This window comes from Butyrivibrio sp. AE2032 (assembly GCF_000702965.1).
Genome location: NZ_JNLF01000005.1, coordinates 1,953,719 through 1,968,151, shown reverse-complemented (window position 1 = coordinate 1,968,151; position 14,433 = coordinate 1,953,719). Strand labels below are relative to the sequence as shown.

The 14,433-nt window shown below is 48.0% G+C and carries 16 protein-coding genes; 10 read left to right on the top strand and 6 right to left on the bottom strand.

What is annotated here, in order from left to right:
* Positions 1–175 precede the first annotated feature (175 nt).
* The 4 genes from BO18_RS35140 (at position 176) to BO18_RS26210 (ending at position 2,424) form a co-directional block, all read left to right on the top strand.
* Entirely contained in the window at positions 176–340 is a 165-nt protein-coding gene (locus BO18_RS35140) for a hypothetical protein (protein ID WP_185752576.1), read from the top strand.
* A 45-nt stretch (positions 341–385) separates the two neighbouring features.
* Positions 386–1,222 carry a hypothetical protein gene (locus BO18_RS26220; RefSeq protein WP_034450723.1) on the top strand — a complete coding sequence of 279 codons (837 nt, stop codon included), beginning with the start codon at positions 386–388 and terminating at the stop codon, positions 1,220–1,222.
* 184 nt (positions 1,223–1,406) lie between these two features.
* Entirely contained in the window at positions 1,407–1,856 is a 450-nt protein-coding gene (locus BO18_RS34115) for a hypothetical protein (protein WP_066738461.1), read from the top strand.
* A gap of 133 nt (positions 1,857–1,989) precedes the next feature.
* On the top strand, positions 1,990–2,424 hold the full coding sequence (locus BO18_RS26210; protein ID WP_034450721.1) for a hypothetical protein: 435 nt from the start codon (positions 1,990–1,992) through the stop codon (positions 2,422–2,424).
* A gap of 10 nt (positions 2,425–2,434) precedes the next feature.
* On the opposite strand, the gene BO18_RS26205 is transcribed toward BO18_RS26210, so the two are convergent.
* On the bottom strand, positions 2,435–4,267 hold the full coding sequence (locus tag BO18_RS26205; RefSeq protein ID WP_034450719.1) for a GGDEF domain-containing protein: 1,833 nt from the start codon (positions 4,265–4,267) through the stop codon (positions 2,435–2,437).
* A gap of 46 nt (positions 4,268–4,313) precedes the next feature.
* A complete protein-coding gene (locus tag BO18_RS26200; protein WP_034450717.1) occupies positions 4,314–5,474 on the bottom strand; it encodes a GGDEF domain-containing protein in 1,161 nt (386 codons plus the stop codon).
* A gap of 89 nt (positions 5,475–5,563) precedes the next feature.
* Between BO18_RS26200 and BO18_RS26195 the strand changes: the two genes are divergently transcribed.
* Positions 5,564–6,436 carry an SPL family radical SAM protein gene (locus BO18_RS26195; protein ID WP_034450714.1) on the top strand — a complete coding sequence of 291 codons (873 nt, stop codon included), beginning with the start codon at positions 5,564–5,566 and terminating at the stop codon, positions 6,434–6,436.
* 8 nt (positions 6,437–6,444) lie between these two features.
* Here the strand turns inward: BO18_RS26195 and BO18_RS26190 are convergent, their stop codons facing one another.
* The 3 genes from BO18_RS26190 to BO18_RS26180 all read right to left on the bottom strand — a co-directional run bounded on the left by BO18_RS26190 (position 6,445) and on the right by BO18_RS26180 (position 8,244).
* Positions 6,445–7,539 (bottom strand): glycerate kinase, encoded by a 1,095-nt coding sequence (locus BO18_RS26190; protein WP_034450712.1) that lies wholly within the window; start codon positions 7,537–7,539, stop codon positions 6,445–6,447.
* Between the two features lie 136 nt (positions 7,540–7,675).
* Positions 7,676–8,005: a type II toxin-antitoxin system PemK/MazF family toxin gene (locus BO18_RS26185; protein ID WP_034450709.1), complete on the bottom strand. Its 330-nt coding sequence runs from the start codon at positions 8,003–8,005 to the stop codon at positions 7,676–7,678.
* Positions 7,999–8,244: an AbrB/MazE/SpoVT family DNA-binding domain-containing protein gene (locus BO18_RS26180; RefSeq protein ID WP_051689195.1), complete on the bottom strand. Its 246-nt coding sequence runs from the start codon at positions 8,242–8,244 to the stop codon at positions 7,999–8,001. The genes BO18_RS26185 and BO18_RS26180 overlap by 7 nt, the downstream gene beginning before the upstream one ends.
* Positions 8,245–8,445: 201 nt before the next feature.
* Between BO18_RS26180 and BO18_RS26175 the strand changes: the two genes are divergently transcribed.
* The 5 genes from BO18_RS26175 to BO18_RS26155 all read left to right on the top strand — a co-directional run bounded on the left by BO18_RS26175 (position 8,446) and on the right by BO18_RS26155 (position 13,798).
* Positions 8,446–10,209 carry a WYL domain-containing protein gene (locus tag BO18_RS26175; protein ID WP_034450706.1) on the top strand — a complete coding sequence of 588 codons (1,764 nt, stop codon included), beginning with the start codon at positions 8,446–8,448 and terminating at the stop codon, positions 10,207–10,209.
* A gap of 257 nt (positions 10,210–10,466) precedes the next feature.
* Positions 10,467–11,030: a hypothetical protein gene (locus tag BO18_RS26170; RefSeq protein ID WP_034450704.1), complete on the top strand. Its 564-nt coding sequence runs from the start codon at positions 10,467–10,469 to the stop codon at positions 11,028–11,030.
* A 56-nt stretch (positions 11,031–11,086) separates the two neighbouring features.
* A complete protein-coding gene (locus BO18_RS26165; protein WP_034450702.1) occupies positions 11,087–12,085 on the top strand; it encodes a hypothetical protein in 999 nt (332 codons plus the stop codon).
* A gap of 120 nt (positions 12,086–12,205) precedes the next feature.
* Positions 12,206–13,210 carry a hypothetical protein gene (locus tag BO18_RS26160; protein ID WP_034450700.1) on the top strand — a complete coding sequence of 335 codons (1,005 nt, stop codon included), beginning with the start codon at positions 12,206–12,208 and terminating at the stop codon, positions 13,208–13,210.
* A gap of 81 nt (positions 13,211–13,291) precedes the next feature.
* Entirely contained in the window at positions 13,292–13,798 is a 507-nt protein-coding gene (locus tag BO18_RS26155; RefSeq protein WP_034450699.1) for a 5' nucleotidase, NT5C type, read from the top strand.
* Positions 13,799–13,866: 68 nt separating this feature from the next.
* Here BO18_RS26155 and BO18_RS26150 read toward each other — a convergent pair whose 3' ends face one another.
* Positions 13,867–14,214: a hypothetical protein gene (locus BO18_RS26150; protein ID WP_034450697.1), complete on the bottom strand. Its 348-nt coding sequence runs from the start codon at positions 14,212–14,214 to the stop codon at positions 13,867–13,869.
* Positions 14,215–14,433: the final 219 nt, after the last annotated feature.

Here is a 14,433-nt window from a genome sequence, read left to right as displayed (position 1 = left end):
CGGCCGCCCCGGTTCATATTTTCGAAAACATATCCCGGCGCAGCGTCTCGGCAGACAATATCCCGCCATTCCCTGCTCATGATATAATTGACATTTGGAAGGCGTTCTCCGGTGCCCGAAAATCGGACTGCGCTCTGATAAGGGAAAATATCTAAGAACAGATGGGGGTGATCTTATGAAGTGCAGCAACTGCGGCGGAACAATGAGATATGACGTGGCAAGCTTCGGCCTGGTATGCGATTTTTGCGGCCACACAAAACCTTTGCACAGACCTGAAGAGCAATATGTCTCCGAAGAGCGCGATTTTGAATCTGCTTTAAGAGAAAACACGGCCAGTTGAGGTACTGCAAGAAGACTAATCACCTGTAAGCAGTGCGGCGCTGCCATGCTCTACGATTCAGATCAGATGTCAGGCATGTGTCCTTACTGCGGTTCAACGATCGTGCTCACAGCGGGCGAGATGGACAACAGCATCGCCCCAAGTGGCATAATCCCATTCACGACCACAAAGGAACAGGTCGCGCAGAATTACTACAAATGGAATAAGTTCGCTCTCTGGTCACCCGAGAGATTCAGGAAAGGAAAGGTGCTCGGCAATCTCGTCGGAGTCTATGTTCCTTTCTGGACTTTCGATGCTGACACCGTATCGACCTACACCGGAGACTACGGTGATAATGTTACCGCCGGAGATTCAACGACCACAAAATGGCACACCGGAAGAGGCGTGATCGATAAGTTTGTAAACGACATGTGCATCTGCGGAAGCAGGCGCTTCTGCAGCAACAAGATGCTCAATTCGGTAGTCATGTTCAGACCTGACGAAATACTTCCGTACACACCTGAAGCACTGGCCGGATTTGCAGCCGAGAAATACACGATCAATATCGACGAAGCCTGGGAGATGGCGAAAAACTCGATACGCGGAAATCTCGAGAGCGCCTCATGTCAAAACGAACATGCCGACTACTACAGGAACGTAAAGCTCTCCACACAGTACAGCAACATCAAATTCAGGTATATCCTCTTCCCCGTGTGGCTCGCAGCATGTCCCTACAACGGGAAGATCTACTACGTCGTTGCAAGCGGTCACGACAACAGAGGCAACTGCGGCAGACCGGTATCCGTACTGAAGATAATACTTCTGGTGCTGATAGTACTGGGCATCTTTGCGACCCCGTACATCCTCTACATGATAATGGTTTTAGTGCGTCTTTTGGGCTAAATAAGGCAGGCAGAGTGATGCGAGTCTTTGCGCATTTGTGATGTCCCGGCTGTTAGTTTTTTCGCCGGAAATCATAATCTGATTCGGGCATCTGATGCGGCTCCAATTACCCCGCATAGACTTCGTGATATAATGTTTAATTAGAACGTTGCCATGCGTTCCATGGAATAATGGAGGAATTAATATGGAAAACAATAACTTTAATGGTCAGCAGCCATATCAGCAGCCGCAGTACCAGCAGCCGTATCAGCAGACACAGTATCAACAGCCTTATCAGCAGGCTCAGCCCCAGTATCAGTATCAGCAGCCATATCAGCAGTATCAGCGAAATGATCCCGCATATATGGCAAAGGCATCTGAATTCCTTAAGACGGCGATCATTGCCTGCGCTATAGGCTCCCTGCCCGTCGGAAGCATCATCGCGATCAACATGGGCACGAAGAACTGGAAAGCGGTCCTTGATTACATCGCCACAGGTGGTCTTCACACTCCCAGGATCAAGCTCTGCTCCTGCCTGAGCCGCGTTGCGCGTTATACGGGTATCGGATTCACGATCTTCTGGGGCATATATCTGTTGTATTTCGCCATCTCCATGATCGGGATTTTCGGTACAATATTGGCGAGCATCAATTGATATTAAACGTGCACAGTAGGGCACACCATTAACGGGGCTGCTGTTACAACGGCAGCCCTGCACCTTCTTTGCCCCGATTTTCCCACCGGGCTAATGGTATAATCACTCCATTATGTTTAACGGTGGTACTTATATGAAGAACAAGATAGCCGCATCCCTGCTTGCCTGCTGCATGCTCGTCCCACTTTCCGCGTGCGGCAAAGAAGATGTGCCCGCAACTGAATCGGAGACACAGGCAGAGACCAAAGCGACTGCGGAGCAGACGGAGACCAGACTTGATCCGGAGACAGCCTGGCTTGGCAGATGGGATGCTGACGATACCGATGAGTATTTCGAGATCTATGAGGTTAACGATACGGGACTTAAGGTCAGGTATAACCACTATACCGAAGGGAGCATAGAGCTCTTCGATTACGACATGGAATTCGAGAACGACGATCACACGGAAGTTTCCGAGATCGGCGATGCCGCTGACAAAGGCGGATGGGAATACGCATTCATTCTGGGTGACGGGATAATAACGGTCAAGTCACAGTTCCCTGATCAGATATTCAGAAAAACCGGGTAAGAGACATCTCTTACCTGTTCTTTTTCTTGGCCTTTTTCTCGAGATACATGGCTTTGTCGGCCTTGTGAAGGCAGTTCATTACCTCTTTCCACTCGGTAACTTCGCTTGTTCCGATGCTGGCGCTGAGTTCATAGGGGTTCTCGCCCTTTTTGTTGATGTCGCCTATGTTGCTCCTGACGTTCCTTATGAACTTGCCCACTCTTCCGACTTCGGAATCTATCAGGATGACCGCAAATTCATCACCGCCCATCCTTGCAACGAACTCGCCGGGATTAAGTGCGTTGTCGATGCATCTGGAGATCTCCTTGATGGCTTCGTCTCCGAAGTTATGGCCGAACGTATCGTTGATGTATTTGAGTCCGTCCATGTCTATCGAGACGATGGTAAGGTCTTTAAGCTTCCTGCCCTCTTTGTCGAACAGATCGGATATCTTTTTCTCGAAGCCTCTTCTGTTCAGTATCCCCGTGAGAGGATCCCTGATGTATAGGCTCATGACGTCGGAGATACCGAAGAGCTTCTCATAAAGCTCGAGTTTGTTTATGTTGAGGCCGACCTGGGTAAGAAGATACTCGATCTTATAATTGATGAATTTCGGCAGGTCAGTGTCAACGATCAGAGCAGCATAACCGTAGATCTCATTCTTGTAGGCAAGTGAGAAGAAAAAACGCATCCCCTGCTCATCGTTTTCGAGACCTTCGGGCATCAGTATCTCATTAGGGAAAGACACCGACACCAGTTTGCTCTCACCCTTGTCTTTAAAATACGCAGTGAGCTCCCTGTCGTTCTCGCGGAATCTGAATAAGTAACAGGACTTGACGCTGTCGACTTTCCTGAACTCGTCAAGGGCGACCTGTATGGAAGCCTCTTCTGTGAGGGCACCCTCGAAAAGGGCGTTTATTATAACGTAGTCTCTCGTGTCATCCATCGAAACGGAGGCGGCTATCTTCATGTCGCACAGAGCTTTGTAGAAATCTCTCTCGTCAACGGCATCGCCGGTGCTCTCACGGAAAATCATCTTGCCGGGAACATAAACGTTACGCGCGGGCTCTTCGCCTGAACAGGCTTTCACGAGAATGTCCATCGCAGCATCCACAAGATCGTTATTTGAGATCTCGATCGTCGTTATGGAAGGAAGGTGATCCTCGCCTTCGGAGGCGTTATCAACACCGCTGATAAGGATGTCCTGAGGTACCGAATACCCTCTTTGGATCAGAGCGTCGCTCAAGGCGATCGCCTCATAGTCGTTCGAGCATATTACCGCTTCAGGCAGTGAGCCGTCTTCGCCGGTAAAGAAATCAGCCATCTCATGGCCCTGGGTGATCCAGTAATTGCCGTGGAAGATCTTATCCTCCGATATCTCTTTCCCGGCTTCCTTCATGGCCTTTTCGAAGCCTTCACGCCTCTCATACGAATCGGCCAGGTCATCTCTGCCTGTTACAAAACCGATATTGTCCGTCTTGCACTTGGAGATGACATGCTTTGCTATCTCATACATCAAAGCCTTGTTATCGGGAATGACATTATAGAATCCGGATATCTCCGCTCTTATGCATACGACCGGCGGAGCTTCCATATCCGTAAGGAGCTCTTCAACAAGATCCTTTCCCATACCGTTGTGGATCAGGGTGTCGTAGCAGAGAATGATGCCGTCGTAATCGTGTATCGGCGGAAGCGAGAGGATGCTCTTGAATCCGGTAATGTGCAGAGGGCTGGTCGAAGTGATCGAACACAGGCCGAAAATATCTATCCTGTGCCCCTTTTCGCGGGCATAGTAATCCAGATGCTTGATTATGGAGAGAGCAAAGTCTCTGTACATGTCACCGATAAATACACAGATCTTCATAAAAATATAATACTACCTACAAAGACAGTATGCAAAAAGCCGTCCTTTACCCGGCAGCCTTTCTGGCAGCCTTATCTTTATAGAGGGCCTCATCTGCTTCGGCCAGGGCAGTCTGGAAGGACTTGATATCGCCTTTGTAACTTGAATAACCGATGCTGGCGGTCAGTTCATATTCGGCGCCGGCCTCATCGTTCAGCCTTACCAGAGTGGCCTTGATCGTCTCGCAGAGTTCCTTTACGAGAGCCTCGTCATCAGTCTTTGTGATGATAATGAACTCGTCACCGCCGTAACGGGCTATGAAAGTTTTGAGCGAGTTATCGGCGCATGCGGTCTTGAGCGCGTCGGCAGTCCTCTTGAGAGCGTAGTCGCCTTCAACATGACCGAACTGGTCATTGATGTACTTGAACTTATTGAGGTCGATCATGAGGACAAAACGCGTTACCTTCTCGGCACTCTGCTTTGCAGCCTCACCTGCAACGTACTTCTTGAGCTGCGTTCTGTTGTTCAGGCGCGTGAGCTCATCGAGTGATACCTGGTCATTGAGCGAGATGATATAGACGTAGGTCATCATGATGGCACATCCGAAACAGAACAGAGGCGCCAGAAACCAGACGGTTTGGATGATACCCGCAATCGTTATGATGACCGGATATATGGCGCAAACAAGATACTGGGTTCTGACTGCATAATTCTCTTTTTTGAATGCCCTCACGATCGATCTTATCGCGCTTAGCAAAACATAAAATGCCGGAACGGACAGGAAGACAAGCTTATAGAGCGCTGTAAGGTTTACGTTTTCATCGACAACTTTAGTGGGGAAGAATATGAACAGTACTATCATGACCACCGTCTCGAGCATTGCCGGTATCAGTACATAGAGGCGCATCCTCGATTTTGTTATATATATTTCTCCCTGCGACAGCTCGACATAAACAAACCAGGAACCGGTAATGGCACTGAGAAAAATGGCATTCGCCACATTGACCACGGAAACAGCCAGCCGGGTGGGAGGAATGATGCCGCCGATTATCAGCACCCATACTATATCGCTTACGAAATACAGCATGTGGCTTACCGTGATGTTGACGAAGATCATCTGCTTGGCCTGCCTGCCAACACTCCCGAGATCTCTCGTGAGCAGCAGCGCGAAGATTATGATGCAGACGACATTTGCCTCCACATAAAAGAATGTATAATCGAGTACCATAAGCCGATTATACAACGCTAAAAAATCTTTATTGTTAACTAAGTGTTAGAATATTTCATACAAAATATTTATTAAAAGGAATGCCCGAAATGCACTTCGTCGACGCCAAAGGGATCTTGAACAATAACGGCATGAACATCTACCGCGGGTGTACCCACGGGTGCATCTACTGCGACAGCAGGAGTCTCTGTTATCAGTTCACCCATCCTTTCGAGGACATCGAAGTAAAGCAGAACGCACCGGAGCTTCTCGAGAAAGCCCTGAGTTCCAAGCGCAAAAAGTGCATGATCGGCACCGGTTCGATGTCAGACCCTTACATGCACTGCGAGAAGGACCTGCGCCTGACCAGAAGATGCCTGGAGATCATATACGCTCACGGTTTCGGAGCCGCCGTTCAGACCAAGTCCGACCGCATCCTCGATGACATCGACCTGCTCGAAAAGATCAACCGCGACACCAAATGCGTCGTTCAGATGACGCTTACCACATATGACGACGGACTCTGCAAACTTATCGAACCCAACGTCTGCAACACCAAAAGGCGCATCGAGGTGCTCGAGGAGATGCAGAAACGCGGCATTCCAACCGTCGTCTGGCTCACGCCTATCCTGCCCTTCATAAATGACACTGAGGAAAACATCCTGGCCATCCTCAACGAATGCGCACGTGTTGGCGTCAAAGGGATAATATGCTTCGGCATGGGTCTGACCTTAAGGGACGGAGACCGCGAATACTACTATGCCGCCCTCGACAGGCATTTCCCCGGCCTTAAGGAAAGATACATCGCAGCATTCGGCAACTCCTACGAAGTTCCCAGTCCGGACTCAAAGCGTCTTTGGAAGCTCTTCAAGGACTTCTGTAATGAGCACGGCATCATATCCGACGCGGACAAATGCTTCGAATACATGCGCGAGTTTCCCGAGAATAAGAATCAGATAAGCATATTCGATCTTGACGGGTGAAGCTGAATTCAGGTTCCGTACCCGGCAAATACCTGAGCTGCCGTGTCCTCGACACTCCTGAGAGCTTTTTCGCGGTCCATGGAAGGCTCGATCAGGGGCGTAACACTGTTAAAACCCGCGTCGATACAGGCTTCCCAGCCTTCGCCCAGGATTCCCGTGATCCCCGCTACAACCTTGCCGTAACGCTTCCCGAGCTCCATTATCCGGTAGGGAGCCTTGCCGTTTAATGTCTGGCTGTCCATCCTTCCCTCGCCCGTTACGACGACGTCGCAATCCCTGATGAGAGATTCTGCTCCCGTCGCTTCGATCACGATCTCCGCGCCGGACCTGATGCGGGCATTCAGGAAATTCTTAAGCGCGAAACTCATCCCGCCGGCCGCGCCGGTGCCTTCCTCAAATGGATCTTTTCCCGTAAGTGCGGCAAATGACCTGAGCCAGCCGTCCATCTCTTCGGCCATCTCATATGTGGCGCCCTTCTGCGGTCCGTATACATGGCTCGCACCGTCAGGTCCGCATAAGGGATTGGTAACATCACTTGCAACGGTTATCTCCGGAACTCTGCCGTCACACCTGCTCAGGTCCACCCTGTCCAGATCCTTGAGTCCGATCGCTCCTGCCCGGATATCATTACCGTCTTTATCAGTCAGCCTAGCTCCGAGAGCCTGAAGCATTCCCGCCCCGCCGTCATTCGTGGCGCTGCCTCCGATGCAGATCACGAGTCTTTCAGCGCCATGATCTATGGCATCCTTCATCAGTTCACCCGTGCCGTATGAAGTCGCCCTGTAAACATCTCTTCTTTCCGCAGGGACGAGCGTGAGGCCTGAGGCCTTTGCCATCTCTATATATGCGGTTTTCGATGCCGGTTCATAAATATAGTAAGCGGTTACAGGATCTCCGAGAGGGCCTGTAACAACGAGTTCCCTTCTGCAGGATTTGATATAAGGAGCAATGGCATCTATCGTACCTTCACCACCGTCGGCCAAAGGGATCACGGTGACTTCAGCATCGGGAACTGCCCTCAGGATGCCGCGCTTTACGGCCTCACCCGCTTCAGTCGAAGTAAGGCTCCCCTTAAATGAATCCATGGCGACTGTTATCTTCATGATGCCTCCGGTACCGTTATTGTCTTTCCCGTATTATACAAAAACGTTCAAGGCGGTTATATTATTACCTGTATGGATGATCAGAAAGACAGAAATAAAGCCTACCTTGAGACGGAAACGCTCCCGACGGAAAAAGTTAAGTGAGTTCTATCTCTGCATAAACAATATCCGTGACATCCCGCAGGATGTCTTCGGGAACTTTCTCAACGAATCTGCATTTTTTTGCCGTCAGATTCAAAGTCCTTAAATGTTCGCACAAAACGACTCCCGTGGTCGTAGTGCGCCCGTCAAGCGGTATATGCAAAGGAAAACTGTTATTTGTATTCGTGATCGGACATACGATCGCCAGTTTGGTCCTCTTAATAAACTCGTCGTTGCTTATGACCAAAGCAGGTCTGAAGCCTGCCTGCTCGTGCCCCTGCTGAGGATCAAAGTTTACTTTGATGATGTCTCCCTGCTTTACCATACTTCTCTCCCCTCGGATCCGCCCCAATCAAATTCAGAAGGCTCGTATTTTCCCTTGAAACCTTCGAAAAGCTCCCTGATATTCTTCCTCCCTGACGGACGGGTCCGTTCGATCACTATCTTTCCGTCGGCAATAGAAATATCGACAGTCTCGTTCTCTGACCAGGAGAGATCATCCAGCATGTGCTTGGGTATCCTTATCCCCTGACTGTTTCCCCATTTTTGTATATTTACCGTCATGATCATCACCTCCACTTCGTTTATACCAAGTATATACACCAATTATACGTATTTCAAGACAATGGAAATCCGGTTATAGGACAATTCCGTTCAATTACATCACTGTTCCTCCCCATTATCAGCTGCGAAAACAGAAAGAGGAAAAACGGATATAATGAAAACTGTATCCGAAGACCTCATCCATCTGTAAGGAGTATATCCATGGCTAAAAAAGACAGCAGAAACACCGGGAAAACAAATAAGAGCAAAACTGAAAAGACATCAACTAAAGCCGTTCCGTCAAAAGGCGGAAAAACTGTTGTCCGGGATGATTCGGCCGGTGAAACGGAAACCGCAGATTCAGAAAAAGAAAACACACAATACATGACGCTCGAAGAGGAGCTGACTCTGTACAGAAACTTCATGGATGAGAAAGACTCCGATAAGCGCGAAGCAGCATGGAAAGAACTATCAGAGAAATTCGAAAGATTTATTCGCTGGATAGTCAAAAGATGCCTTTCCGAAAGATCCCAATACACAAGAACTGATCTGACTCAAGATGCCGTATTGAAGGAGGAATTATGGCAGTACGGAGAGGCTGCGCTTTACAAGGCAGTACTCAAATACGATCCGGATTCCCGTACAAAACTGACAACTTTTTCCCGTTTATGGATCTTTTATGATGTCCGCGATGAACTTGATTTCAGACTCGATCCGTCTGGTATTAAATTTCCGCAGGGGTACCATGGCAGGATGACACAGGTGGAACTGCCTGATGACCTCGTTTTTGAACAAGATACGGAAGTTCATATGCCTAAGACGGCTAAACCCCTTGGCGAATACAGTGCAGAACGTCTCACACTTCAGCTGCTCGAGACCCTGAGGCTTTGCAGCGATAAGGAAAACCCCGTTTCGACAAAAAAGCTCAAAGAAGATCTTCAGAATTATCTCCTCCACAAGCACAATAACAACACGGAACAAATGGAAGATGACAGGACTCTGAACAAAAGACTCGCCGAAATGATCTTGGAACTCGGCGGTAACAAGCTAATCGTTAATGATGAGAATTATTTCGGCAAGATCGGAGCTGATAAGGAAAAGCCGGTCAAACCAGTAAAGAAAGCTCCCAAGATCAAGTCTATGTATTACAACCATCTTTTTGACAGAGAGACGATGGACTCGCTTATACAGGCAGTCTGTGCTTCGGACGCTTTTTCAGCCGAAGATAAAAACAGGATCGTCGGTAAACTCATTTCGACAATGAGCAGTCACTATTACAATCCTCTCTGGAAAAACGGAGAGGTCAGGTTCGATCCCAAAGGTATCAGCGGACGCTACGGCAACCGCAGACACCTTACGGAAAACATCAAGATAATCCAGAAAGCGATCAACCACAATGCACAGATAAGATTCAGGTTCAACCGTTATAACGAAAAAGGCGAACTCGTTCCCACACGCGGCAAATATATTCACGAAACAAGCCCATACCACATCGTATGCTACGGAGATAATTTCTTCCTCGTTGGAATGGAGAGGAATTCCGATGAGGTCAAGCATTTCAGGATCGATCTCATGACAGATGTTGCCATCCGCACCTATGAGGAAACAGGAAGGTACATACCGATAGAATATACGGGAATATCAGACAAAGAACTGCTGAGGGACTATTGGGATCCTGAAAAATATCTTTCAGAGCATGCCTATATGGGCTATGGGAAACCGGAAAAAACCGTTTTCAAAGTCTCGCGGAAAGAGCCTACGATCTACACGCTCTTCCGCGAGTGGTTCGGGGATCATTTCGAAGTCGCAGAAGATCCGAACGACCCGGATTCGCTCCTGATCGCAGTAAATATAACCTCATACGGAGCCTGCCAGTTTGCTCTGCAAAACTATGACAAGGTTAAAGTCCTGAACAAAGACGTCAGGAAAGAGATCGCAAAAGCGGTCAATGAATTAAATAAGAAATACGGTAAGACTCAGAGCTGAACTTCAAAAACTGCAAAATCTTGCAGTTCTCATTTCCATAACAAAGGTGAACAACAAGTTCACACGGTTATGTAGGTGAAAACATGGAAGCCTTGCATCACCATTAAAAACTTAATACGCCGCTTAAGGATACAGGGTTCAGAAACTTTCTGAGCTCTGTCTAAGCGCGGCATCGGTAAAAACTGCAAAATCTTGCAGTTTTGTTTTCCATAACAATAGTGACAAACAAAAACTCAGTTCAAAAGGAGGACATAACAATGTTTGATCAGGTTAAAAAAGGCAGGGCAATCCCACTTAATGATTTCATTGAGATCGAAGGGATTGAATTAAGCTTCATCTTTGACGTCGGTGAGAGCACGGAAAAGAGCAGATCGATAGGTCTCGGCAGGAATCGCAAGTACAGGACATGCTACAGCGAAGTTTATCTGGTGCTCGAACCGGGAAAACCGGACCCGGAAAGGCCATTCACGGTAATCAGGATCGATGAGGGTGACATCAACCTCAGGGAGTTTCTCAGGAATAAGGGATACAGATCTACCGGGATCTATGGCCGCTCTTCTTCATTCAAATACTGCACCGCATTGATCTCGGATTACGGTTATGCGTTTCAGGAACATCTCTGGCTCGACTGTTGGATCTACAACTTCCGGGCAGTGATCAGAAGCGGCAGCGAAGATGAAGTCAGGGATTTTTGGGGAATCTGCACGGACGTGATGGAGACCATTCGTCCCCTGCTCTGCGAGGCACTGGCAGGTCCCGAAAAAGCCGGGAACACAATACAGAAGATCGACCGCGAACTCAGTCAGGCCGGGCTTATTTAATACCCGGCAAATCAAAAAGCTTTCAGTAATTTTTATAAAGAAGGAAGGTACAGAATATGTACAACAATTACGAAAAGACCAGAGAGGTCATTATCACCATGCACGCCGAGGCAAGAAATAAAGTTATCGATGAGCTCCTCACCAGAGAAACCGAAGGATTGACGATCTATACAAAAGGCGGACAGGGAATCAGGACCAGGGACAACGACCGCAGAGAATACTGCTGGATCAGGTGCTTCTACAGGGGCAGAGAGTATTGGCTTACGTTCTTCCATTCGGAGATAGACAAATGGTCAGGCAACGTGCACACACAGTACAGGCTGATGTTCGTGTACGATCTTGTTAAAAACTTGTCAAATACAACGTCACCGAACGAGATAACCGGCAGGGATATCACTGATGCTGACAAAGACTGCACGGATCTCGCCTTCAACAGCTACAAGTGGTACAACCCCGCAGAAGAGATCGAAGGCTGGAACAAGGGTTCGGTCACACCCGGAGACATCCTGGAATCAGAAGATGCCGAACTCACATCTAAAGTGGTCGACTGCTTTATCCGTTTCATCAGGAGAAAGCATATGCTTTCCGAGCTGAAGAACAACATCGCGGCTTACCTCCTCTCCGAGCCTCTGGCAATGGGCAATGTCTGCATCGGCTGTGTCTCGCTCACACTGATAACAAGAAGCGGAGAGCAGCTCATCGCAGACATCAATCCCGGAGAAGGCTGGGAAGAATTTAGGAAGGAATTCCCCGGTGTCAGAGACTGCGTATTCAACGGTCCCTGCAAAGACACAGAATTCGGGACCGCAGGTGTAGCTTTAGGCGCATCTGAAGATTACCCGTCAACGAAGATCAGATCAGGCTGGAAAGAGATCTGCTTTGAATACGGAAACCACTTTGTATGCCGTGAGGAATATGCAGATCTTTTCGAGGGGATCTTCGGGGCGATGGGACCGGATGACATCATCTTTGATGTGCTGGAGAGGATCAAAGAGATCGATATCGCCGCAAAGATAAGCGAAGCTGATGCCGCAGCCGAAGGCGAAGCCGTATAGAGTTTTCAAAATCTTTAAAAACAAACACCCGGAACGTCACATAGATATCAGTAGCAGAAAGCACTGATATCTTTGGCGTTTCCTTCAAGGAATAAGGATAGTTTTAAACGAGGTGATCACATGACGGAAAGGATTACAAACAAACCTGCAGGATTATACTGCGAAGCACTTTGGGAGTTATACGTCCTGCTGGAAGACCTTGAGAGACCATATCTTAAGATAACTGAGAAAGAAACGTTTCTCTGGTTCATCAGCGATGTGGAACTTACGATCGGAGAAAAGCAGTACGATTTCGATTCGATCGCAAACATCGATATCCCTTACCACATTGAGACGGTCACGATATGTCTCAGGCGTCTCGAGTGCGATGAGGAGATAACATGCGATCTGGAGATCAGCATGAACACTCTTTACCGGCGGGAAACAACAGCAGGACTGCTTCTGGAAAGACACCATGCATCTCTCCCGTCGGAAGAAGAGATTGATTCAACATTGATGAAGAACGGCATACCATTGACTTACATCGAGAAAGATCCGGTGCATGTCAAAAAGAGAAAGTCCTACAAACCGGTATCAGCAAGATATTCTGATAAGATTCAGTATCTCATGGACTCTTTTGACATAAACAGGATATCTTACAGGTTTGACAAAGAAGGAGACATCCCCCGCTTCACCATGATCTACGACATTTCCGGAATACCGGACGGACTGCTAACGGGAAGCATAAAGTTTCTGAAAGACCATGCCGAATTCAAGCTCTGCATAGCAGTCGAAGATATGGAAGCGGACCGCATTCCGGAACTGCTTAAACTCATAAATCACATCAATTCGGAAGCGGTCGTAATGCAGAACTGGAGCATATCGCGTAACGAAGATCAGATCTTCTACACACCGAGATTCTTTTTATCTGAAGACGATGATGGGACTGCCGTCACCGCATCTACTTTTATTAATTACTGTGTATGGGAAAAAGTGTGGACGACAAACGACTATATAACCAAGGACTGCCCCTCACTTCTGGCTTCTCTTGCACATCCGGTCCTTGGTTTTGCAAACGGTGAACTCACATTGGAGGAGGCAATGAAAGAAGTCGATGCTCTGACTCAGCAAACTGTCCCATTCTGATCTTTCACGAAATAAAAACACAGCGTGTTTGTTGTAGAATATTATTCGAAAAGCTAACTTAATTACCTGAAAGGAAAACTGATGATACAAAAGATCTATTTCGATATGGACGGGGTACTGGCCGATTTTGAACGCGGAGTTGCCGAACTCTGCAAGATAGAACCCCAAGACATAAACGGTGTCGAGGATCCCGCAAGGGACGACGCGATGTGGGCTAAGATCAAGGAGGTAGGCCACTTCTACGATAAGCTCGAGCTGCTCCCCGGAGCGAAAGAGATGTTCGATCTGATATATGGTGTATACGGTGACCGCTGCGAGATCCTTACTGGAATCCCTAAGGCAAGACGCGGGATCGTAACCGCTGGCGATGACAAGATAAGCTGGGTAAGGCGTCTCCTTTCAAAGGACATCAAGGTCAACATCGTATACCGCGAAAACAAACCCGATTACTGCTTTGGCAAAGACTGCATCCTCATCGACGACTTCGGCAGAAACGTCAGGGAATGGTGTGAGATCGGCGGCACTGCCATTCAGCATATAAGCCCTGAAGAAACGATCAGGAAGCTTAAGGAACTCGGTATCCTCTGACAAGACACAAGCAAATAGTAAGCCCCCGTGTGCCACATGCACCCGGGGGCTTTTTAATACTCAAACCTTTACCATTTTGAAGGATCTGATGCTGATGGGCAGTTATAATATTTCTGGCCATCACCACCTATTGCAATGCAATCCCATCTCCATGGTCTCTCATGATCACATTCAGGATTTCTTGCATGAGCTATCTCATGAAGTGCGACCAGGCGCACTTTTTCCCAATCACCTGTCTTTGCAACCACAGTACTTACTGCAACCACAAAATCTGTGTACTTTCCCAGGGGCACACTGTACCTGAAAGAACAATAGCCCATCCTTCTTGTACCTTTGAACCACTTGAAAGTTGTGCCTTCAGGGGCATACATCTTGATCAGTTCCTTTATCTTTGCTTCCATTTCTGCTTTTTCCATAGTGCTTATTCCTTTCATTATGGTGAGATCTTCGGCATTTGGCCCAGCCAAGGATGGAGATTATATAACAGCCGTTTTCCCGCAGTAAACAAGTTTTTGCAGCTGCGCGAAAAATGTAACATTTCGGGTTATTCCGCACACCGTAAAGCTTTGAAAAACTTTGGGAAGGCCGTCTGAAATTATGTATGTGACGTTTGCCGTTTTTGTAAACAGCCGGCA